Annotated in this window: 23 protein-coding genes and 1 pseudogene; 10 read left to right on the top strand and 14 right to left on the bottom strand. The window is 52.0% G+C overall.

The annotated features are described in order from the left end of the window. Positions 1–59: 59 nt before the first annotated feature. The 8 genes and pseudogenes from PSCS_RS03330 to zapE all read right to left on the bottom strand — a co-directional run bounded on the left by PSCS_RS03330 (position 60) and on the right by zapE (position 6,346). Entirely contained in the window at positions 60–491 is a 432-nt protein-coding gene (locus PSCS_RS03330; protein WP_068810505.1) for a ClpXP protease specificity-enhancing factor, read from the bottom strand. 16 nt (positions 492–507) lie between these two features. Continuing rightward, entirely contained in the window at positions 508–1,140 is a 633-nt protein-coding gene (locus PSCS_RS03335) for a glutathione S-transferase N-terminal domain-containing protein (RefSeq protein ID WP_068810383.1), read from the bottom strand. 42 nt (positions 1,141–1,182) lie between these two features. Beyond that, a complete protein-coding gene (locus PSCS_RS16305; protein WP_339866690.1) occupies positions 1,183–1,773 on the bottom strand; it encodes a cytochrome c1 in 591 nt (196 codons plus the stop codon). A gap of 165 nt (positions 1,774–1,938) precedes the next feature. Further along, positions 1,939–3,207 (bottom strand): annotated as a pseudogene (locus PSCS_RS16310) (cytochrome b); the annotation flags it as partial. After that, positions 3,207–3,806 carry a ubiquinol-cytochrome c reductase iron-sulfur subunit gene (gene petA / locus PSCS_RS03345; RefSeq protein ID WP_068810384.1) on the bottom strand — a complete coding sequence of 200 codons (600 nt, stop codon included), beginning with the start codon at positions 3,804–3,806 and terminating at the stop codon, positions 3,207–3,209. The gene petA and the pseudogene PSCS_RS16310, both read right to left, overlap by 1 nt. A gap of 430 nt (positions 3,807–4,236) precedes the next feature. Beyond that, complete coding sequence (gene rpsI / locus PSCS_RS03350) at positions 4,237–4,629, bottom strand: 30S ribosomal protein S9 (protein WP_068810385.1); 393 nt, start codon at positions 4,627–4,629, stop codon at positions 4,237–4,239. A gap of 27 nt (positions 4,630–4,656) precedes the next feature. Further along, positions 4,657–5,085, bottom strand: a complete 429-nt coding sequence (gene rplM, locus PSCS_RS03355; protein WP_068810386.1) for a 50S ribosomal protein L13 — start codon at positions 5,083–5,085, stop codon at positions 4,657–4,659. 124 nt (positions 5,086–5,209) lie between these two features. Then, entirely contained in the window at positions 5,210–6,346 is a 1,137-nt protein-coding gene (gene zapE, locus PSCS_RS03360) for a cell division protein ZapE (protein WP_068810387.1), read from the bottom strand. 201 nt (positions 6,347–6,547) lie between these two features. Here zapE and PSCS_RS03365 point away from each other — a divergent pair, with 201 nt between their 5' ends. From PSCS_RS03365 to cysN, 3 genes are all read left to right on the top strand, one after another. Further along, the gene (locus PSCS_RS03365; protein WP_068810388.1) at positions 6,548–7,144 is read left to right on the top strand and encodes a YhcB family protein; all 597 of its coding nucleotides are present in this window, start codon (positions 6,548–6,550) and stop codon (positions 7,142–7,144) included. 83 nt (positions 7,145–7,227) lie between these two features. Continuing rightward, positions 7,228–8,136, top strand: coding sequence for a sulfate adenylyltransferase subunit CysD (gene cysD, locus PSCS_RS03370; RefSeq protein ID WP_068810389.1), 909 nt, complete (start codon positions 7,228–7,230; stop codon positions 8,134–8,136). A gap of 2 nt (positions 8,137–8,138) precedes the next feature. Then, a complete protein-coding gene (gene cysN, locus PSCS_RS03375; protein ID WP_068810390.1) occupies positions 8,139–10,049 on the top strand; it encodes a sulfate adenylyltransferase subunit CysN in 1,911 nt (636 codons plus the stop codon). A 119-nt stretch (positions 10,050–10,168) separates the two neighbouring features. On the opposite strand, the gene PSCS_RS03380 is transcribed toward cysN, so the two are convergent. Continuing rightward, positions 10,169–10,933, bottom strand: a complete 765-nt coding sequence (locus tag PSCS_RS03380; protein WP_068810391.1) for a Nif3-like dinuclear metal center hexameric protein — start codon at positions 10,931–10,933, stop codon at positions 10,169–10,171. A gap of 60 nt (positions 10,934–10,993) precedes the next feature. Between PSCS_RS03380 and PSCS_RS03385 the strand changes: the two genes are divergently transcribed. Then, entirely contained in the window at positions 10,994–12,220 is a 1,227-nt protein-coding gene (locus PSCS_RS03385) for a S1C family serine protease (RefSeq protein WP_068810392.1), read from the top strand. Positions 12,221–12,272: 52 nt separating this feature from the next. On the opposite strand, the gene hisD is transcribed toward PSCS_RS03385, so the two are convergent. From hisD to PSCS_RS03410, 5 genes are all read right to left on the bottom strand, one after another. Then, on the bottom strand, positions 12,273–13,610 hold the full coding sequence (hisD, locus tag PSCS_RS03390; RefSeq protein ID WP_068810393.1) for a histidinol dehydrogenase: 1,338 nt from the start codon (positions 13,608–13,610) through the stop codon (positions 12,273–12,275). Between the two features lie 15 nt (positions 13,611–13,625). Next, positions 13,626–14,276: an ATP phosphoribosyltransferase gene (hisG, locus tag PSCS_RS03395; protein WP_068810394.1), complete on the bottom strand. Its 651-nt coding sequence runs from the start codon at positions 14,274–14,276 to the stop codon at positions 13,626–13,628. Positions 14,277–14,287: 11 nt separating this feature from the next. After that, the gene (gene murA / locus PSCS_RS03400; RefSeq protein ID WP_068810395.1) at positions 14,288–15,547 is read right to left on the bottom strand and encodes a UDP-N-acetylglucosamine 1-carboxyvinyltransferase; all 1,260 of its coding nucleotides are present in this window, start codon (positions 15,545–15,547) and stop codon (positions 14,288–14,290) included. 72 nt (positions 15,548–15,619) lie between these two features. Then, positions 15,620–15,862, bottom strand: a complete 243-nt coding sequence (locus PSCS_RS03405; protein ID WP_082866529.1) for a BolA family protein — start codon at positions 15,860–15,862, stop codon at positions 15,620–15,622. A 75-nt stretch (positions 15,863–15,937) separates the two neighbouring features. Beyond that, a complete protein-coding gene (locus tag PSCS_RS03410; RefSeq protein ID WP_068810396.1) occupies positions 15,938–16,552 on the bottom strand; it encodes an MlaC/ttg2D family ABC transporter substrate-binding protein in 615 nt (204 codons plus the stop codon). A 162-nt stretch (positions 16,553–16,714) separates the two neighbouring features. Here PSCS_RS03410 and PSCS_RS03415 point away from each other — a divergent pair, with 162 nt between their 5' ends. The 6 genes from PSCS_RS03415 to lptB are packed head-to-tail and all read left to right on the top strand — an operon-like array spanning position 16,715 to position 21,136. Next, positions 16,715–17,668, top strand: a complete 954-nt coding sequence (locus tag PSCS_RS03415; protein WP_068810397.1) for a calcium/sodium antiporter — start codon at positions 16,715–16,717, stop codon at positions 17,666–17,668. A 17-nt stretch (positions 17,669–17,685) separates the two neighbouring features. Next, a complete protein-coding gene (locus tag PSCS_RS03420; RefSeq protein ID WP_068810398.1) occupies positions 17,686–18,660 on the top strand; it encodes a KpsF/GutQ family sugar-phosphate isomerase in 975 nt (324 codons plus the stop codon). 14 nt (positions 18,661–18,674) lie between these two features. Continuing rightward, positions 18,675–19,226, top strand: a complete 552-nt coding sequence (locus PSCS_RS03425) for a KdsC family phosphatase (protein ID WP_068810399.1) — start codon at positions 18,675–18,677, stop codon at positions 19,224–19,226. Beyond that, on the top strand, positions 19,220–19,846 hold the full coding sequence (gene lptC / locus PSCS_RS03430; protein WP_068810400.1) for an LPS export ABC transporter periplasmic protein LptC: 627 nt from the start codon (positions 19,220–19,222) through the stop codon (positions 19,844–19,846). Before PSCS_RS03425 ends, lptC begins: the two co-directional genes overlap by 7 nt. Beyond that, a complete protein-coding gene (locus tag PSCS_RS03435) occupies positions 19,812–20,414 on the top strand; it encodes an LptA/OstA family protein (protein WP_068810401.1) in 603 nt (200 codons plus the stop codon). Before lptC ends, PSCS_RS03435 begins: the two co-directional genes overlap by 35 nt. Next, positions 20,411–21,136, top strand: a complete 726-nt coding sequence (gene lptB / locus PSCS_RS03440; RefSeq protein WP_068810402.1) for an LPS export ABC transporter ATP-binding protein — start codon at positions 20,411–20,413, stop codon at positions 21,134–21,136. The genes PSCS_RS03435 and lptB overlap by 4 nt, the downstream gene beginning before the upstream one ends. The last annotated feature ends 43 nt before the right edge of the window (positions 21,137–21,179 follow it).

Consider the following 21,179-nt stretch of genomic DNA (forward strand, 5'->3'; position numbering starts at 1 on the left):
CTGACTGAGTATTCATTACCGGCCTGACTAAAACCTTCAGGCCGGTAACGGATAGAAATCTATTTTACCACTCTTAAAGAGGGGCGCTTGGCAGGCGCAGGAGCAGGTTTATCAGCCCCTGGTTTGCCAGGTTTCTCAACCGAATCAGAGTCATCACTGCCACCATCCGGAGGCGGCGTCGGCATTTCAGTTTCAAATACCATACCCTGCCCGTTCTCCCGGGCGTAGATACCCATGACAGCCTGAACAGGCACATACACGGGAGTGGGGATGCCAGCAAAACGACCGCTGAACTCCACTGCCTCCTGGCCCATTTGCAAACCATGCACAGCTGAGGGAGAAATATTGAGAATAATCTGCCCGTCTTTCACGTATTCCTGAGGCACAGAAACCTGGTCAGCATACGCATTTACGACAATATAAGGCGTGCATTCATTATCCAGAATCCACTCGTATAAGGCGCTTAGCAGATAGGGACGACTTGAAGTCATACTCATCCTGCCACCCTTACACCATTTCCTTTTCCTGCTCAGAAAGACTACTGCGAATTGAGTCCCGGCTGAACAGACGAGCTCGATACTGCAGCAATGGCTGAAGCGCTTTCTGGTTACCCAACTCAATCCCCAATGATTGCAGACGCCACAGGATAGGAGCAACGCAACAATCCACAATGGTGAACTCATCGCTCATAAAGAAGGGCTTCTCCGCGAAAATTGGCGCAATTGACGTCAGGCTTTCGCGAAGCTCTTTGCGAATTTTGTCCTGCTGGGCAGCACTGCCTTCACCTGCCACTAATTTATCAACCAGAACACACCAGTCACGCTGTATGCGATACATCCATAAACGGCTCTGCGCACGCGCGACCGGATAAACCGGAAACAGCGGTGGATGCGGGAAACGCTCATCAAGATACTCCATCATGATGTTGGCTTCATACAGCACCAGATCCCGGTCAACCAGGGTAGGCAAACTACCGTAAGGGTTGAGTGACAGCAGATCTTCGGGCGGGTTCTCCGGATCTACGCTAATCGTGTCAACAGTCACACCTTTTTCCGCAAGCACAATGCGGACACGATGACTGTATTGACTATTGCCATCCGAATAAAACGTCATGGAAGAGCGTTTTGATACCACACCCATATAATCTGTCCTCAATCAATCCCTTACAGTGGTTAACGTCGATTAGTGAATACGACGCCAGTAGTCTCGGTTCAGCAACAGTACCAAAACAAACAGGATAGCGATGAAGCCCAGTACGTACACACCGATAGACTGGCGCTTCAGACGCACAGGCTCACCAATGTAGTACAGGAAATTCACCAGATCCGCTACAACCGTATCAAACTCTTCCGGAGACAGGTCACCAGTACCGGCAACGTGCTCAAGATGACATTCGTCAGGTGAAGCAGCTTCTTCTGCGTTTGTACAAATCACATCACCTTGCAATCCGTGCATCACATTCGGCATACCCACGTTAGGGAATACCGAGTTATTCACACCCCAGGGGCGGCTTTCATCCACGTAGAAAGAACGCAGATAAGTATACAACCACTCTGGACTACGGATACGACCAATCAACGTCAAATCTGGCGGCACTTTACCGAACCAGTTATTGCCGTCCTCGGGCTGCATGGCATTGCTCATCAGGTCACCCGTAGCGTGATCGCCAATCAGCAGGTTATCCATGACCAGGTCCAGCGGGATGTTCAGGTCATTGGCAGTACGCTCATAACGGGCGTACTGCAATGCGTGACAACCATGACAATAGTTCATGTAAGTCGAAAAGCCGCGCTGCAGTGACGCTTCGTCACGCAGATCCGTTTCCACTTCATCCAGATGCACATTATGTGATTCAGCACCAACCGCTTTAAGCGGCAGCAGAATCAGTGCAGCCAGCAGAGCCAGGGTTATCAGTAACTGCTTGCCGGTGATCCAGCGACCAGTCACACGCTCAGGCTCAGGGAACGTATCTTCCTTCTTGGTGTACCAAGGCATCATGAAGAAGTAGAGGAAGTACAGCACTGTACAGAATTGCGCAAGTGCAGTGCGTCCCGCACTGGTGCCTACGGTACCCAGGTACCCCAGGATCAGGAATGATGCTGTGAAGATCAGCAGAGCAATACGACTGTACCAGCCTTTGTAGCGAATGGATTTAACCGGGCTGCGGTCAAGCCATGGCAACACAAACAGGATGGCAATCGCACCAAACATCACGATCATACCCCAGAACTTCGCATCGATACCGAACAAAGGCACAGTGACCGCACGCAGCATTGAATAAAATGGCGTGAAGTACCAGACCGGCGGAACGTGTTCCGGCGTCACCAGCGGGTTCGCTTCCTGGAAGTTTGGTGGCTCAAGGAAGTAGCCGCCCATCTCAGGCGCAAAGAACAGGATGCCGCAGAATACGAAGAAGAAGACACAGATGCCGACCAGGTCGTGAACTGTGTAGTAAGGGTGGAAAGGAATACCGTCTTTCGGGATACCGTTCTCATCCTTGTTCTTCTTGATCTCAATACCATCAGGGTTGTTAGAACCCACTTCGTGCAGTGCCAGCAAGTGAAGAACAACCAAAGCAATCAAGACGATTGGCAATGCCACCACGTGCAAGGCAAAGAAGCGGTTCAGCGTCGCGCCTGAAATCAGGAAGTCACCACGTACCCAAACCAGCAGGTCTTCACCAATAACCGGAATGGCACCAACCAGTGATACGATTACGTTCGCACCCCAGTAGGACATCTGTCCCCAGGGCAGTACGTAACCCATGAAGCCTTCCATCATCAGGATCAGGTAAATGGCCATACCAAATACCCAGATCAGTTCACGCGGCTTCTTGTACGAACCGTACATCAGACCCCGGAACATATGCAGGTAGACAACAATAAAGAATGCGGACGCACCCGTTGAGTGGATATAACGGATAAGCCACCCAAACTCGACATCGCGCATGATGTATTCAACAGACGCAAATGCACCTTCAGCACTATTCGTGTAGTGCATGGTCAGGACAATACCTGAAACCAGCTGGATAACCAGCACTACCAGGGACAACACGCCAAAGAAATACCAGAAGTTGAAATTCTTGGGTGCGTAGTACTTGCTCATGTGTTTTTCCCACGCTGTCACGATCGGTAAACGATCATTTGTCCAGTCGCGGAGGCCGACGAGTGATGACACGATCCAGCCTTGTTTCTTTGTATCGCTCATTATGCACTTCCCTCGTCTTCACCAATCACCAGAATATTCTCGGATTCATAGTAATGCGGAGGCACTTCCATATTTCGAGAAGCAGGCGAGTTGTTATAAACACGGCCAGCCATGTCGAACTTGGACCCGTGACACGGGCAGAAGAAACCACCTTTCCAGTTAGCCTCAAACGGCTCTGGCCGGATCTCCAGACGAGGTGTCGGAGAACAAAAGAGGTGAGGACACAGACCGATCAGAACCAGCACATCCGGTTCACGTGATCGGTAAGCGTTCTGCGCATATTCCGGTTGTTCCGGCTGCGTGGAATCCGGATCTTGCAACTGATCCGTAATAGTAGGAAGTGCATCGAGCGCTTCCTGGCTACGCTTGACTACGAAAATGGGTCTGCCGCGCCAGGCTGGAATGGGTCCCAAAATGCTGCCCTCTTCAAGGCGACTTACGTCCACCCTGACTGGAGCACCTGCCGCACGTGCCTTTGCGCTTGGGTTCCAGGAACCGACGAAAGGTACTACCGCACCCACCACACCGGCTGCCCCTACGACCGAGGTCGACCCCAACAAAAACCGCCTGCGGCCAGAATCAGTACCGTCTTCACTCACCGTGTAATCTCCTGAGCTTTGTCGTCTGTCTTAAAGAATTGCGCCCGCCTTCAGAACAGGATGATCTGATGCGGGGAAATCTGCTTGTGCTGCTAGGGTGCGCTAAGATGGCCTCCAAAAACGAAGACAGTCACATCCTGCCCCGTTATGTAGAGGTGAGCTGCTCCAATCATTATTTTGATTTAAGAACAGCAATAGAAAGGCGCAAACCGGCAAGCGGGCGGAATGGTAGTTAATTTAGCGAGATTTTTCAAGCACTGATATCCCACCAAAACACTTAACCCACTGAAATAAATAAGAATTTATTTTTTCAAAAAGACATAAAAAAAGCGCCGCCTGACAAATCAGGGGCGCTTTTTTCAGAATCCAGCCAAAATAGCTGTTTTCCAAACAGGAAGTAACCTCAATAAACGAGGTCGCTCCCCAAAAATTAACGCTTGGAGAACTGAGGACGCTTACGTGCTTTACGCAAACCGATCTTCTTACGCTCAACTGCACGCGCATCACGCGTTACAAAACCAGCTTTACGCAGCGGTGAACGGAATTCCTCATCATAGGCAATCAGCGCCCGCGTCAGACCATGACGAATTGCGCCCGCCTGGCCAAAGCTGCCACCACCGTTAACGGTCACTTTGATATCAAACTGATCGCTCAGTTCCAGCAATTCCAGCGGCTGTTTTACAATCATTTGCGCCACTTCACGGCCAAAGAATGTATCCAGCGTACGATTGTTAACAGTAATTGCGCCCGTTCCTTTCTGGATGAACACACGAGCGGTGGCAGTTTTACGTCTGCCAGTGCCATAGTATTGAGTTGTTGACATAGGGATTCCGAGGACCTCGTTAAATTCTTACAGTTGCAGCGCCTGTGGCTGCTGCGCCGCGTGTGGATGCTCAGTACCGGCATACACTTTAAGCTTTTTAAACATGGCTCGACCCAGTGGCGTACGAGGCAGCATACCTTTAACAGCAAGCTTGAGTACGCGCTCTGGAGAGCGATCGATCAGCTTTTCAAAGCTGAAAGATTTCAGGCCACCCGGGTGACCGGAATGACGATGATACATCTTGTCAGATGCTTTATTGCCGGTCACGCGAACTTTTTCAGCGTTCACTACCACGACGAAGTCGCCGGTATCCACGTGAGGCGTGTATTCTGGCTTGTGTTTTCCACGCAGGCGAGTTGCGATTTCCGTCGCCAGTCGACCCAGCGTCTTATCTTCCGCATCTATCAACAGCCAGTTGTGTTCAACATTCTGTGGCTTTGCACTAAAAGTTTTCATTTTAAACGTCACCGAACGAGCATTATCTTCAGGGAGCGCGAAGTTTACAGAAGCGCCCCAAGAACATCAAGTATTTTTATGGACAATATTACTGATTGCAGCAACCACCAGTATCGTGATTCCGCTATGGTCTGTGCTCCAACGCCAGATAGTCTCTGGACTGCATCTCCAGCAAACGACTCTGGGTGCGCTCAAATACAAACGCCAGGTCGTCACCTATATATAAGGCACGCAGTTCGACCTCTGCCGACAGCAATAACTTTACGTGGCGATCATACAGCTCATCGACCAAACTCACAAATCTTCTTGCCTTATCATCGTTGGCTGCTGCCAGCTGCGGAACCCCGGACAGCAGCAAAGTATGGTACTCGCGCGCCAGCTCAATATAGTCAAATGCACTGCGTGTACCACCGCAAAGCACTTCAAAATCAAACCAGACCACTCCGTCGGATTCCATTCTGGCAGGCACCTGACGCCCCAGCACCTCGATCTCAACATCTCGGCGGCAACGCAACTGATCCGTGGCCAGGTTTTCAAAAGCTCCCTGCAAAGCAGCCTCCGAGTCATCACCCAGGGGCGAGAAATACAATGGCGCCTGCTCCAGCGTGCGAAGCCGGTAATCAACCCCGCCGTCCAGCTCAAAAACCCGGGTATGCGTCTTTACCAGCTCAATAGCCGGCAAAAACCGTTGTCGCTGCAATCCGTTTTCGTAGAGTTTATCCGGGTGGATATTTGACGTCGCCACAAGAACAACGCCTCGCTCAAACAAACGCCCCAGCAACCCCGCAAGAATCATGGCATCACCGATATCCGACACAAAGAATTCATCAAAGCAAAGCACTCGCGCCTGATCAGCAATAGCATCCGCCACACGCTCCAGTGGATCCTTGCTACCTTTGTGCGCTTTCAATCCGGCGTGAACCTGCTGCATAAAGCGATGAAAGTGGGTGCGCTGCTTGTGTTCGAATGGCAGGCTGTCATAGAACAGGTCCATAACATAAGTTTTACCTCTGCCAACTCCGCCATAAAAATAACATCCTTGCGGCGACGCTGACTCAACCGGCCCTGACAGCCACGATGGCAGCGCGGCCCTGACTCGCCCCAGCCAGCCTGGGGAGGAAGGCGCCTGATTCAGCTGCACATAAAGCGAGTCAAGATAAGCAATCGCTGCCGCCTGCGCTTTATCTTTCTGAATGCGACCGCTGGCCAGGTCATTCTCATAACGCTGCCGGGGTCGAAGAGCCAAAGTATCCTGCAACATCCCAGAGTTCCTGTGTTTCAAGTGCCGCGCATTTTATGCCACTCAGCCCCGCTATACCAGATCAGCCACAGATAATTCCGACCTTCTTTTTCGCGTCTCTACATGCTCCCCACTTCATGATAGAATCGCGAATCGCTAATACAGAAACACCATTGGCGGTTAATCACAAAGCACTCATTAATAAAAGCAGAAGGTACTTCTATGATTTGGTTGACAGGTATCACGTGCTTGGCGGTCGGACTGGCTGCAGGCTTGCTATTGGCGCGAATTATCAAGGGCGACAATCCGGCACGAGTCAACGAGCTTGAGAACAGACTGCAAGATCTACAACGCGATCAGGCAGTGTATCGGGATCAGGTAAGTGAGCATTTCAACACAACTGCAGAACTGGTTCACCAGATGACCGAAAGCTACCGTGATGTCTACCAGCATCTCGCCAGCGGTGCTCAGAATCTGTGCACAGAAGATGTCGCGAGCAAACTACTTCCTGCCGGTGAGCAAAAGATGTTTGCCTCGGATGAAGACAGCTCTAATGTTGATGCAACAAACACCAAGGCCAAGGGCAGCGATAGCATAGAGCAGCCTAAAGACTATGCTCCGAAAAAGTCCTCTGGTCCTGGCGCACTTTCCGAAGAGTTCGGTCTTGAGAAAGAAAAGCACGAAGACCAGAACCAGGATGACAGTGCAAACGAGAAACAGAACAGCAGCGAAAGTGAAAGCGACAACAACAGCGATGCTGACAGCGACAAGGAAAGCGACAGCAATTCCGACGCCAGCACCACTGACAAAAAGCAGTAGCTCTCAACTGCCAATCGACAAGTAATTTACTGCATACCGCTCAGCAGGAAGCTGGGCGGTTTTTCAGTCTATGGGAATGATAAATGGCCGACTACAACCTGACTCATCTTAAGCAACTCGAAGCGGAAAGCATACATATCATCCGGGAGGTCGCGGCTCAGTTCGACAACCCTGTCATGCTTTATTCAATTGGTAAAGACTCTTCGGTCATGCTCCACCTGGCAATGAAGGCATTTTATCCAGGCCGTCCGCCGTTCCCCTTAATGCACGTCGATACCACCTGGAAATTCAAGGAAATGATCCAGTTTCGTGATGACCAGATGGAAAAGCTGGGCCTCGACCTGATCGTTCACAAAAATCAGGAAGGTATCGATGCCGGGATCGGGCCATTCACTCATGGCAGCGAAAAGCATACCGACATCATGAAGACCCAGGCGCTGCGCCAGGCCTTGAACATGCATAAGTTCGACGCGGCATTTGGCGGGGGACGACGCGACGAAGAGAAATCCCGGGCCAAGGAACGGGTGTTCTCATTCCGCGACAAGAACCATTCCTGGGACCCCAAGAACCAGCGCCCCGAACTGTGGAACATCTATAACGGCAAGATTAACAAAGGTGAGAGTATCCGGGTCTTCCCGCTTTCCAACTGGACTGAGCTGGATATATGGCAGTACATCTACCTGAACGATATCGATATCGTGCCACTGTACTTTGCCAAGGAGCGTCCGGTCGTCAACATGGATGGCGTTGACATCATGGTTGATGACGATCGCATGCCGATTACCCCGGAAACCAAAGTAGAGAACAAAATGGTGCGTTTCCGCACCCTGGGCTGTTACCCATTAACCGGCGCCGTCGAGTCCAAAGCCACCACATTGCCTGAAATTATTCAGGAAATGTTGCTGACGACCAGTTCGGAGCGCCAGGGCCGCCTCATTGACTCAGACCAGGCCGGTTCAATGGAAGAAAAGAAACGCAAAGGATATTTTTAATCATGTCACACCAATCAGAATTGATCAGCACAGATATCACGGCCTACCTGGCCCAGCACGAGCGCAAGGAACTGCTGCGATTCCTGACCTGTGGCAGTGTGGATGACGGCAAAAGCACGTTAATCGGGCGCCTGCTTCACGACTCCAAAATGATCTACGAAGATCAATTGGCTGCCATTCAGAAAGACAGCCAGAAAGTCGGTACCACAGGCGACAAGATTGACCTGGCCTTGCTGGTGGACGGTCTGCAAGCTGAGCGTGAGCAAGGCATCACGATTGACGTGGCCTACCGCTATTTCTCAACCTCCAAACGCAAGTTCATCATTGCCGACACCCCCGGGCATGAGCAATACACACGCAACATGGCAACCGGGGCATCAACTTGTGATCTGGCCGTCATACTGATTGATGCCCGGCACGGTGTGCAGGTACAGACAAGACGCCATAGCTTCATCACTTCATTGCTTGGCATCCGCCACATCGTTGTTGCTGTCAACAAGATGGACCTGGTTGATTACAGCGAAGAGCGGTTCGAAGAGATCAAAAAAGACTACCTGGAGTTCAGGAAAAACCTGCCTGACGCCGAATTTCACTTTATTCCAATGTCGGCACTAGACGGCGACAACGTCGTAAACAACAGCACTAACATGGAGTGGTACGACGGCCCTACCCTGATGTGGCTGCTGGAAAATGTGGAGCTGGCAGAAGACAAAAACTACCAGGATTTCCGCCTGCCGGTTCAGTACGTTAACCGCCCCAACCTGAACTTCCGTGGCTTCTGCGGCACTATCGCCTCAGGGGTTGTACGCAAGGGCGACGAAATCATCGTCCTGCCTTCTCGCAAGAAAAGCCGGGTCAAGTCCATTGTGACTTATGAAGAAGAGCTGGAACTGGCTTTCTCTGATATGGCGATAACGTTAACCCTGGAAGATGAGATTGATGTCAGCCGTGGCGACATGATCGTTCATCGCGACAACCAGCCTGCCGTAACCGATGAGTTTGAGGCAACTGTTGTCTGGATGATAGAAGAGCCCCTGCTACCCGGCAAATTGTATGACTTTAAACTGGCTGGCAAGACGGTCAGCGGACGCATCAATGCCATCAAGCACCAGATTGATGTCAATACGCTGGCTGAGAACCCTTCACCGTCTCTGGAACTGAACGAGATTGGTGTTTGTGAAATCAGTGTCGACCAACCCGTCTGCGTTGACGCCTATACCAAAAATCGTAATACCGGCTCCTTTATCGTCATTGATCGTCTCAGCAACGTCACTGTTGGCGGCGGCATGATTTCCTCTGATGCGACCACCAAGAAACGTCGCAACCGCAGCAGCACAACACACGTGACACGTGAAGAGCGGGCCGCACGTTATGGCCAGAAGCCAGCCACAGTGATGTTCATCGGTGTATCCGGGTCGGGCAAATCAACACTGGCACACGGGCTTGAGCGCCGACTGTTTGACCTGGGGCGGGTAAGCACTGTGCTGGATGGCAAGGCGATGCGCCTGGGCATCAGCAAAGACTTGCCACATGATGCCGAAGGCCGTGCCGAGAACTTGCGCCGCAGTGCACACGTGGCACGCTTCATCAATGACTCGGGCCTGATTTGCTGCGCAGCTTTTGTGGCACCAAACCCGGATTCGCGTGAGCATGCGATCAGTGTGATCGGCAAGGACAACTGCCACATCATCTATCTGAACCCACCAATCGAGGTGTGTCAGCAACGTGACCCCAGTGGTATTTATGCGGCAGCTGAAGCAACGGGTTCAGCCGATATACCGGGCATCTCTTTCCCTTACGCACCGCCAGAAAATGTCGCACTGGAGCTGGATACTGATGCCTTGTCGGTTGAAGACTGTCTGGACAAAGTGGTTGAACTGATGCAAGAGACCGGCATCCTCAACGCTCGCTAACACTGGCGCAGACCAACCTCAAGTCACATTACCCCAAAGCCCATCTGACAGCATACCAAGATGTCAGGCGGGCTTTGTCGATTCAGGGGGCCAGCAAGCCTGTTAGCAGGTCCCCGGCGTTAAACCGGGTTATCAATATCGACAAACTCATGCACCAGGTCATATTCAGCAGCCAGCCACTCGCCTAACGCTTTAGCACCATAGCGCTCAGTCGCATGGTGGCCCGCTGCATAGTAATGAATACCCAGTTCCCGTGCAGTATGAAAGGTGGGTTCTGACACCTCACCGGAAATATAGGCATCTGCGCCAATGTCCACGGCACGATGAATATATGACTGTGCCCCACCGGTGCACCAGGCAATACGCTTAATGGTCTTATTCGCCGACGGGGCAATGTGCAATGCCTGACGTCCCAGCTTCTCATGCAGGCGACTTGCCAGTTGTTCGCCAGAGATCGCTTCGTCCAGGTCTGCAAACAACCCCATGACCTGGTTATTCTGTTTCATCAACTCCCCGCTGACCGGCAAGTCGAGCACCCGCGCCAACTGAACGTTATTGCCAAACTCAGCATGCGCATCCAGCGGCAAGTGGTAGGCCAGCAGATTGATATCATGCTCCAGCAGTAATTTCAGTCGCTGTTTCTTCATGCCAGCCACTGCTGCAGGTTCGCCTTTCCAGAAATACCCATGATGAACCAGTACCGTATCAGCCTGGCGTTCAATAGCCGCTTCGATCAGTGCCTGGCTGGCGGTAACCCCGCTGATAATGCGACGAACCGTACCGGCCCCCTCCACTTGCAGCCCATTCGGACAATAATCATTAAACTGGTCTACGCGCAACATGCGACTTAATTGTTTGACGAGATCATCTCGTAATACTGTCATCATTTATTTCCTGTGTGTTACCTTCACATTAATGCAAATAATTCGCATAATGCGTCAACTATGAAAAACCTTTTGCAGATTACAGGCTGGCCAGTACTGAGTGGTGTGCTCATCGCACTGGTCATGTTCCAATACCAGCAGATCAGCCAGCTATCTTCTGAGGTCAGCCAGCTTGCGACCGCGATAGAGCGGCAGCCTCAGGCAATGACAACAAACACCAATACTGCCAGCTCCTATGCTTCTGCCATCGCCATGGCAGCTCCTTCGGTCGTCAGCATTCATTCGACCATTCGTGAGCAGATACAGCTGCCTCCTACCGAAGAGTTGCCCTCTGCCTTGCGGGAACTGTTACAGGATATTCCCTCTGAGCGTCTTTGGGACAGCCTTGGGTCTGGCGTTGCCGTGACCAACGAAGGCCACATCCTGACAGCACTGCATGTTATCGAAGGCGCAGAAGAGATTGAAGTCCATTTCAATGATGGCAACCAGGGGACTGTCACAGGTCGAGCAGAATTAGTCGGCTCTGATGCAGCAACAGATCTGGCACTGCTGAAAGTAGACGGAGACACTTTCCCCCCCGCGATTCCCGTAGGTACCTCAGACCATATTAAGGTTGGTGATACCGTATTGACGATCGGCTACCCGCGCCGGGATCTGATGAACCAGAAATCCGTTTCCCGCGGCATTGTCAGCGCACTCGGCATTCCCCGTGATGGTTTACCCGTGGTTGAATATATCCAGACTGATGCTGCCATGAATTATGGTAATTCTGGGGGCGCACTGATCAATGCCGAGGGCAAACTGATCGGCATCAACTCCTTCATCTACTCGGAATCAGGTGGCTCCGATGGTATCGGTTTTGCCGTTCCGGTTAACAAGGCCATGATCGTGGCAGAACAGTTAATCGAACACGGCCAGGTGACGCCGGGCTATCTTGGTGTAATAACAGGCGAACTTTTAACAGAAGAGAGCAGCCAGACCTTCTTTGGCACCCCGGATATTCATGGGTTATTGGTTGAACAGGTCACTGAAGGCAGCCCGGCGGCCAATGCCGGCATCCAGGCTGGCGACGTGATGGTCCAGATTGATGGCCGGACGATTGATAGTGTCATCGGCGCCATCGAGCAGATTAACCGCAAACTGCCCGGTCAGACTGTCGTTCTCCAATTGTATCGAAATGGCCGTTACATGGATCAGACAGTCACACTGGGCAGCGGGACTGCCCAATACCGAACACAGTTCAACGCCGGGCAGAGCAGCAGCTCAATCCTGCGTAATAACGATTAGCACCCTGGTTAAGGCGCGCGCTGCAACTGACCAGGAGACTAACAACACCTGCCTAAAGTTTTTCCCGGCCCGGTATTCGCCAGGCGGCAGATAATGCGTGCGCCTGCAGGCGTTCATTGGTCGCCAGCGTCTCAGCGACCGGCGCCAACGCCGCCGCACCTTCCGGAGAGCATTGAATGATGGAGCTGCGCTTCTGGAAATCATAAACACCCAGCGGCGAAAAGAAGCGTGCCGTTCCGGAGGTTGGCAGGACATGGCAAGGTCCCGCGCAATAATCACCCAGGGCTTCCGGGGTATGACGCCCCAGAAAAATCGCACCGGCATGCTTTACGCCCGGTAGCCATTGCTGGGGGTCAGCCACTGAGAGTTCCAGGTGCTCAGGCGCTATCTGATTACAAACATCCAGGGCCTGCTGGTCATTTTCAACCAGTATCAATGCGCCGCGGTCGCGAAGCGATGTTGCAATGATGTTCCGACGCTCCATCTTTGGTAACAACCGAGCAATACTGGCAGCAACCTGATCGAGAAACGCTGCATTCGGACTGATCAGAATAGATTGCGCCTGCTCATCATGTTCAGCCTGAGAGAACAGATCCATTGCGATCCAATCGGGATCGGTATGCCCATCACAAACCACCGTTAACTCGGATGGGCCGGCTACCATATCGATACCGACCTCACCGAAAACCTGTTTTTTCGCAGCCGTGACGAAAACGTTGCCCGGGCCGACAATTTTGTCGACACGCGGCACTGTCTCAGTACCAAACGCCAGCGCTCCCACAGCCTGTGCTCCACCCAGGGTATAAACCTGGTCAACACCGGCCACAGCGGCAGCAGCAAATATCAGTTGCCCCTCGCCACCGTCATCTCCCTGGTAGGGAGTTGGCACCACCATAATGACTTGCTCGACTCCAGCGACTTTGGCAGGAATCGCGTTCATTAACACGGAAGAAGGATAGTTAGCCTTGCCACCGGGTACATAAATCCCCACCCTCTCCAGTGCCACAACATGCTGACCGTAGACAGATCCGTCCTCTTCCTCATATTGCCAGGATGGTTGCTTCTGGTGTTCGTGATAGCGTCGTATCCGTTCAGCCGCCAGGTGTAAAGCGTGTGACAGATCCTCCGGCAATGCTGCCAGTGCCGCCTGTAACTGCGCCTGGGTCACCGTTAACTGTGCCATCGAAGACACATCATTACGCCGATCAAACTTTTGTGTGTAGGCAACAACGGCTGAATCACCATTCTGGCGGACATCAGCCAGAATTGAGGCCACTGTTTCACTCAGCGACTGTTCTTCAATCATACGACGATTCAGCAAATCAGCCAGTTCACTATCGAAACCGGCCTCGGTGGTCGACATGCGTCTTATCTTGAATTCGTTAGTCATCTTGAACGACCTTAATCACTCCGCCTGGCTACCAGCGACGGCAGCTTTGATTTGCTCTGTCAACGCTGTGACTGCCGCATGCTTGGTTTTCATGGAGGCTTTATTGACGATTAACCGGGAACTGATATCAGCAATCAGCTCCAGTGGTTCCATGCCATTTGCACGCAGGGTATTACCACTGTCGACAATGTCCACAATCCAGTCAGCCAACCCCATCGATGGCGCCAGTTCAAGCGCACCATTAAGTTTGATAATTTCCGTCTGGATACCCTGCTCAGCAAAATAACGCCGGGCAATATTGACGAATTTACTCGCCACCTTGACTCGTCCTGCCGGTGCCTCTGCACCTTTTGGCGCCGCCGTCATTAAGCGGCAGCGGGAAATCCCCAGATCCAGCGGCTCATAGAAAGCGCCTTCACCGTATTCCATTAACAGGTCTTTACCGACCACACCCAGATCAGCGCTGCCAAACTCAACATAAGTTGGCACGTCCGATCCGCGAACAATCATGATACGCAAATCAGGCCGATTGGTATCAAAGATCAGTTTACGGCTTGTCGTATGGTCTTCGGCCAGTTTAATACCGGCCTGCTCCAGTAGCGGCAACGTTTCCTGCAGGATACGCCCCTTAGTCAGGGCAAGAACCAGAGGTGTTGTCTGGGCCATGCTTTACTCCCTTATGGCAAGCGCCTGATTTTGGCACCAAGCAATCGCATTTTTTCTTCAATACACTCATAACCACGGTCGATATGATAAATCCGATCGACGACAGTTTCATTATCCGCCACCAGCCCGGCAATCACGAGACTGGCAGAAGCACGCAAATCTGTTGCCATGACCGGCGCTCCTTTTAACTGCTCTACGCCGGTAATGGTGACAGTATTACCCTGGACTTTCATCGAAGCCCCCATACGGTTCATTTCATGTACGTGCATAAAACGGTTTTCAAATACGGTTTCAGTCACAATGCCCACGCCTTCAGCGATGGCATTCAGCGCCATGAATTGTGCCTGCATATCCGTTGGAAAGGCTGGATAAGGGGCTGTTCGTAAAGACACCGCTTTGGGTCGCTTGCCCTGCATGTCCAGCTCAATCCAATCCTTACCTGTGCGAATAACGGCGCCGGCTTCTTCAAGCTTGAGCAATACTGCTTCCAGCGTATCCGGGCAGGTATCCTTGATGCGAATACTGCCCCGGGTGGCAGCTGCAGCAATCAGGTAGGTACCGGTCTCAATTCGGTCAGGCATGACGGAATAAGTACAACCGTGCAGCCGCTCTTTACCGTTGATAATCAGTGTATCGGTACCCTGCCCTTTGATATCAGCGCCCATCGCAATCAGGCAATTCGCCAGATCGACAATTTCAGGCTCTTTGGCAGCATTCTCAATAATGGTCTGACCATCCGCCAGCGTGGCAGCCATTAATATATTTTCTGTACCAGTGACGGTGCACATATCCATAAAAATATGCGCGCCTTTAAGTCGACCCGGGACACTGGCTTTGATATAACCGTCTTCAACAACGATATCAGCACCCATTTTTTCCAGGGCGCTAATATGCAAATTGACCGGTCTGCTGCCTATCGCACAACCTCCGGGCAAGGCCACTTCGGCACGACCGAAATGCGCCAGCAACGGGCCAAGTACCAGAATGGAAGCACGCATGGTTTTGACCAAGGCATACGGGGCACTACAGTCTGTGACTGAGCCGCTTTTGACCTCGACATTCAGCTCGGCATCCACTACCGGCTCAATGCCCATACTACCGAGCAGCTCCAACATGGTAGTGACGTCGTACAGGTGGGGGACATTTCTCACCTGTACCGCGTCATCCGTCAGTAATGTTGCCGCCAAAATAGGCAAAGCAGAGTTTTTGGCACCCGCTGCGCGAATTTCACCACTCAGGCGGACTCCACCCTGAATCGCTAATTTATCCATGAATTTTCCTGTCTGCTGGTTATCCGCCTGCGAATTGCGGACGATGGCGGGTCTGAAGCAAGAAGCTGCTCATTAATGCTGAGCAGCTTCCTCCGGGGTATGCAGTTGCATAGAGACGGCATGGACAGCGCCGGACTGGATATGCGGATTCAGGTGTTGATAAACCAGTTGCTGACGTTTGACAGCATTGAGTCCGGCAAACACATCACCAATGACAGTCACCAGGAATTTACCGCCACCACCTTCTACACTCACCTGGCAGTCTGATAAGACCCCACTCAGTTCGTCATTTAATTGCTGTGCATCCACACTCATCTATTTTCCTCTAACCTGTGTTTTCTGATCTTCAGCCTTCTGCTGATCAGAAGGCTGACCAAACTGGGCTCTTGCTTACTGCCACGCCTCAATAACCTGGTCGATATCGTTATTGTGTCGTGCCATCAGGGCTGCAAACTGGGTGTAATACTGACGGCGCAGGTTAATGCCTCCGACATACAGATTACGGAGCTTCCACTCACCCGCATCATTTTTAAACAGCGCGTAACGCAGCTCGATTTGAGAGCCACTGGCATTGACCTGCATACGTACCGTTGTCGGCGCATCAGGATCCTCAGGAGCCTCTTCTGACGGCAGATAGGTCAGTTCCTGGCCACCGTACTCAACCAATGCTGAACCATAAAAGCGGGTCAGCGTCTCGCGCAGCTTGTCACCAAACGCTTCAAGCTGTTCATCTGTCGCCATTTGTGAGTACCGGGCCATGACGCCCCGCGCCACTTCCCGGAAATCCACGAACTTCGTCACTTCTTCTTCAATGCCTTCATAATACCTTTCCGGCTCAGAATCGAAGTAAGGCCGCAAGTCCCTGACCCGCTGCAGTAAATCCGTAACTGACTGCTCGGCGGCCTCCACAGCAGACGGGCCATTACCACTTTGGGCATGAGCGGTTGCACTGAGCAACAACCCGGCCAGTACCGCTAAAAAAAACTGATAAAACTGCTTTGTCATAATTGCCTCCGACGACAGCTACATTGAGTTGCTGACAACTCCTGTTCAGGAGCGTCAGTGTACCTTAATTACCCATTTCAATAAATTACTACTTGCAAAGGCTCATGTACCTTCGCTCTAATGGGCGCTCAAAAATGAGTCAAGTTGTAACACTGATACTATATGTTGTTTGATATTGTCATTATCTGCCTGGGCTTCGTCGGCCTGATCTGGGGTGCCGACAAATTTGTCTATGGCGCATCAGCATTTGCCCGTAACGTGGGTATTCCACCACTGGTGATCGGCCTGACCATTGTCGCCTTCGGCACGTCTGCGCCGGAGATATTCTCCTCGGCAGCCTCTGCGCTGGAAGATGAACCCGAACTCGCTATCGGCAATGCTATCGGCTCAAATATCTTTAACATCGGCGTGGCACTGGCAGTCGCACTAATTATCAAACCGCTGACACCACCACCCTCGCTACTCCATAAAGAGCTGCCTGCCCTGATGCTGGTCAGCGTAACTTGCGCAGTGCTGCTGCTTGACTATCAACTGGCAGCCATGGACGCGCTGATCCTGATTGTGCTGATAACGTTTTTTGTCTACCGCTTATTCCGTAGCCGCAAACACAGCACGCTGCCCAGTGAAGATGAAGAAGAAATACCCGTTAATGTCAGCACCCCCAAAGCAGCATTCTGGCTGTTATTCGGCTTGTTGCTACTGATTGTCAGCGCTGAATACCTGGTTGAGTCCGCCATATCAGTCGCTGATTTTCTTGGCGTATCCTCAGGCATCATTGGCCTGACACTGGTGGCACTGGGCACCAGTCTTCCCGAACTGGCGGCAACAGTCACCTGTGCACTTCGCGGTCATCACGCACTGGCCATTGGCAACATTATTGGCTCAAATATAATGAACATCCTGGTTGTCCTGCCCTTTCCCGGACTCCTTGCGCCGGGCCCCTTCAATCCGCAGCTGTTGCAGCGAGACATTTCTGCAATGATGGTACTGACTGTACTTCTGGTAATCTTCTGCTATCCGGCAATCAGGCAGCAAAAACCCATCGGGCGTATGGCCGGCATCTTGTTTCTGCTGATTTATTTCGCCTGGTTCGGCATAATGTACGGTCAGGTTTAACGCATCCCGGATCATTAATGACAGACAAAAAGACGCTTATCGACAGTGCCAGGCGAACAATCGCCATTGAGCACCAATGCATAGCCGATCTGAACGACAGGCTGGACCAGAGTTTTATTCATGCCTGCGAGCTGATTCTGGCCTGCGAAGGCCGTATTGTCGTCACCGGCATGGGCAAATCCGGGCATATTGCCCGCAAGATCGCGGCTACACTCTCCAGCACAGGCACGCCTGCCATGTTTGTCCACCCGGCCGAGGCAAGCCACGGCGACCTGGGTATGATTACCGACAAGGACGTGGTTCTGGCTCTATCAAACTCCGGCACCACCGAAGAGCTGATGAACATTCTGCCCTTGCTTAAACGTAAAGGGGTTCCGTTCATTACCTTGACTGGCAACCCGGCGTCCGTCCTTGCAGAGACGGCTGATGCCAATCTGGACGTCAGTGTCAGCCAGGAAGCGTGCCCACTTGGCCAGGCCCCTACATCAAGCACCACAGCAGCCCTGGTGATGGGAGACGCACTGGCTATGGCTCTGCTGGAAGCACGCGGTTTCACTGAAGAAGATTTTGCCTTTTCTCATCCGGGTGGCCGGCTCGGCAGAAGGTTGTTACTGAAGGTCAAGGACCTGATGCACCAAGGGGATGAAATACCCAGTGTCACGCCTGGCACTCTGCTTAAAGATGCTCTGTATGAGATCAGCGCAAAAGGGCTGGGCATGACGACCATCACTGACGCCAGCGGCCACCTCCAGGGCGTATTCACAGACGGTGATTTACGACGGGCTCTGGATGCAGGCTGTGACATCATGCAAACACAGGTCGACTCTGTCATGACCCATCATGGCAAAACCGTCAGCCCACAAGCAATGGCGACGGAAGCTGCACGACTGATGGAGGAAAACCGGATCTACACACTGATTGTTGTTGACGACTCAGGTGCTTTGAATGGTGTCATTCGTATGCATGACTTACTCCAGGCAAACGTCATCTGATAAGCGGTAACCCTATGAGATATTTACAGCCACACAGCTCAGTAGACGAACTAGGCAAACAGATTCGCATGCTGGTGCTTGATGTAGACGGTGTATTGACAGACGGGCGCCTGTATTTCTCTGAACAGGGTGAGTCCCTGAAGGTATTCAACACCCTTGATGGTCACGGTATCAAACTGCTGCAGCAATGCGGCATTGAAGTGGTGATTATTAGCGGACGACGCAGTGCAGCATTACAGCTCAGAGCGCAAAACCTGGGTATCAGCCGCTTGCAAACCGGACGGGAAGACAAGTGGCAGGCACTTCAGGAATTACTTGAAAACGATAACCTGTCAGTCGACCAGATCGCTTGCATGGGTGACGACTTGCCGGATCTCACGATTATGTGCAACTGCGCACTGGCCATCACGGTTCCCAACGCTCATCAGAGCCTGAAGCATCACGCCCATTTGTGTACCGAACGACCAGGCGGCCATGGTGCAGTCAGGGAACTTGCTGACTGGCTGCTCCAGAGCCAGAATCAGTATGACGATATTATCCGGCATTATACGGATCGCTCATGTTGATACGCAGACATCTTCCTGAACAATTTCTCAATCAGCCCCTCAAGGTGTGGCTGCTTGCACTGGCTCCGGCCATCCTGATTTTCTGGCTACTGGTTCGCAACGTTGGCGTAACCACATCAACAGTAGTTGACGACGAGTCATTACCTGGCTCGGTGGCGGCCTACGAAAGTTTTGGCGACGGCGTCAGTACCCGCATCTATGATCAAAATGGCTTTTTGCATTACACCCTGACCGCCGAGTCTCAACAAAGCTACACCAATGGCGTGACAGAACTGGATTTACCCGTCGTCACCATTTTCGAACAGGGGCTGGAGCGCTGGAATATATCAGCGGTATCAGGCAGAATTCAGCCCGGTGCCTCAAGTCAGTCAATTGAACAGCTTGATTTGGACAATGCTGTACAAATTAGGCACGAACTCGGCGCGGAAGATGACATTCAACTAAACACAGAATGGCTGATCATCCGCCCCGAAGACAGACAATTACATACTCAGGCTGATGTACAGGTTCAAGGCAACGGCATGTTTCAACGTGCCACCGGTATGACAGCAAACTATGCCGCTAACCAACTGGATTTTCTTGCGAATGTCGAAGGTCGAATTTCTCGGGACAAACTTTAACCGTCACGCGTCAGGCAAGGTTCAGCGCAGCCTTTTCCGTAACCTGATGCGCCTATTGTTTGTCAGTCAATTATGCCTGCCCTCACTGTCAGTGGCACAGGATGAGAGTAGTGACATCTTTTTCAGCGCAGACGGTGGCAGCAGTCTGGAAACCGTCGGCACCACAAGAGTCACCACATTGCGCGGCAATGTCCAGATAAAGCAGGGTGCAGTGGAAATTCTGGGTAATATGGCGCGTGTTGAACAAGATGCCGCCTCCGGCGATCTGATCAAGGTCACCGTTGAGGGTGAACCCGCCCGATTCTCTCGCGAATCAACAGAGGCAGCGGATAACATCACTGGATTCAGTAACAGCATTGTCTACTACAACGAGCCTGCACCAGCTGAAGCCGAACAGACATTATACTCAGTGGTTGAATTTATCGGCGATGCCAATTTCAACCGGGGCAGAACAGCGCTGCAGTGCGCCATGATTAAACACATTGTTGAAACCGGCGCATCAGATTCCCCTGGTCCCTGCAGCGGCGTGTTTGCACCCTCTGACGAGATATCGGTTGAGAGCGAATGAATCAGCTTAGCGCCTCACACCTGGCCAAATCTTACAAAGGCCGACAAGTTGTCCGCGATGTGTCGATATCGGTCAACAGCGGCCAGATTGTCGGCTTGCTGGGACCCAATGGCGCCGGCAAAACGACCTGTTTTTACATGATTGTCGGACTGGTTCATGCCGACCGCGGACAGATTCAGATCAACGACACCCCTGTGACCGGCCTCCCTATTCATGCCCGAGCCAAACTTGGCCTGGGTTATCTGCCCCAGGACTCGTCCATTTTCCGGAACCTGACCGTGGAACAAAACATCATGGCCATTCTGGAGATGCGCAAAGACCTGAATAAAGATGAGAAAAAAGACAAACTGGAAAGCCTGATTCAGGAGTTCCATATTGCTCACATTCGCAACAACAAAGGTATGAGTCTGTCTGGTGGCGAGCGACGCCGAACTGAGATTGCACGGGCGCTGGCAACAGATCCGCAGTTTATCCTGCTGGATGAGCCTTTTGCTGGTGTCGACCCGATTTCCGTCAGCGATATCAAATCAATCATTGAACATTTGCGCCAACGCAATATCGGTGTCCTGCTAACCGACCATAATGTGCGTGAAACATTGGATATTTGCGAAAAAGCCTATATTGTCAGTGAAGGCGGCATCATTGCCGAAGGTACCTCGGCACAGATTCTGGACAACGAAAAGGTTCGCGAAGTCTACCTTGGCAAGCACTTTCAAATTTGAGGCTGCCTGATTGGTATGTTGACCTCAATCCGCATATTGCAAA

The organism is Pseudohongiella nitratireducens (genome assembly GCF_001642735.1).
GTDB classification, from domain to species: domain Bacteria; phylum Pseudomonadota; class Gammaproteobacteria; order Pseudomonadales; family Pseudohongiellaceae; genus Pseudohongiella; species Pseudohongiella nitratireducens.

Bases quoted from the DNA above. Each gene is read 5' to 3' on its own strand.
- PSCS_RS03330 (WP_068810505.1), bottom strand. From the start codon at position 491: ATGACTTCAAGTCGTCCCTATCTGCTAAGCGCCTTATACGAGTGGATT.
- PSCS_RS03335 (WP_068810383.1), bottom strand. From the start codon at position 1,140: ATGGGTGTGGTATCAAAACGCTCTTCCATGACGTTTTATTCGGATGGC.
- PSCS_RS16305 (WP_339866690.1), bottom strand. From the start codon at position 1,773: ATGAACTATTGTCATGGTTGTCACGCATTGCAGTACGCCCGTTATGAG.
- rpsI (WP_068810385.1), bottom strand. From the start codon at position 4,629: ATGTCAACAACTCAATACTATGGCACTGGCAGACGTAAAACTGCCACC.
- rplM (WP_068810386.1), bottom strand. From the start codon at position 5,085: ATGAAAACTTTTAGTGCAAAGCCACAGAATGTTGAACACAACTGGCTG.
- zapE (WP_068810387.1), bottom strand. From the start codon at position 6,346: ATGTTGCAGGATACTTTGGCTCTTCGACCCCGGCAGCGTTATGAGAAT.
- PSCS_RS03365 (WP_068810388.1), top strand. From the start codon at position 6,548: ATGATTTGGTTGACAGGTATCACGTGCTTGGCGGTCGGACTGGCTGCA.
- cysD (WP_068810389.1), top strand. From the start codon at position 7,228: ATGGCCGACTACAACCTGACTCATCTTAAGCAACTCGAAGCGGAAAGC.
- cysN (WP_068810390.1), top strand. From the start codon at position 8,139: ATGTCACACCAATCAGAATTGATCAGCACAGATATCACGGCCTACCTG.
- PSCS_RS03380 (WP_068810391.1), bottom strand. From the start codon at position 10,933: ATGACAGTATTACGAGATGATCTCGTCAAACAATTAAGTCGCATGTTG.
- PSCS_RS03385 (WP_068810392.1), top strand. From the start codon at position 10,994: ATGAAAAACCTTTTGCAGATTACAGGCTGGCCAGTACTGAGTGGTGTG.
- hisD (WP_068810393.1), bottom strand. From the start codon at position 13,610: ATGACTAACGAATTCAAGATAAGACGCATGTCGACCACCGAGGCCGGT.
- hisG (WP_068810394.1), bottom strand. From the start codon at position 14,276: ATGGCCCAGACAACACCTCTGGTTCTTGCCCTGACTAAGGGGCGTATC.
- murA (WP_068810395.1), bottom strand. From the start codon at position 15,547: ATGGATAAATTAGCGATTCAGGGTGGAGTCCGCCTGAGTGGTGAAATT.
- PSCS_RS03405 (WP_082866529.1), bottom strand. From the start codon at position 15,862: ATGAGTGTGGATGCACAGCAATTAAATGACGAACTGAGTGGGGTCTTA.
- PSCS_RS03410 (WP_068810396.1), bottom strand. From the start codon at position 16,552: ATGACAAAGCAGTTTTATCAGTTTTTTTTAGCGGTACTGGCCGGGTTG.
- PSCS_RS03415 (WP_068810397.1), top strand. From the start codon at position 16,715: ATGTTGTTTGATATTGTCATTATCTGCCTGGGCTTCGTCGGCCTGATC.
- PSCS_RS03420 (WP_068810398.1), top strand. From the start codon at position 17,686: ATGACAGACAAAAAGACGCTTATCGACAGTGCCAGGCGAACAATCGCC.
- PSCS_RS03425 (WP_068810399.1), top strand. From the start codon at position 18,675: ATGAGATATTTACAGCCACACAGCTCAGTAGACGAACTAGGCAAACAG.
- lptC (WP_068810400.1), top strand. From the start codon at position 19,220: ATGTTGATACGCAGACATCTTCCTGAACAATTTCTCAATCAGCCCCTC.
- PSCS_RS03435 (WP_068810401.1), top strand. From the start codon at position 19,812: ATGTCGAAGGTCGAATTTCTCGGGACAAACTTTAACCGTCACGCGTCA.
- lptB (WP_068810402.1), top strand. From the start codon at position 20,411: ATGAATCAGCTTAGCGCCTCACACCTGGCCAAATCTTACAAAGGCCGA.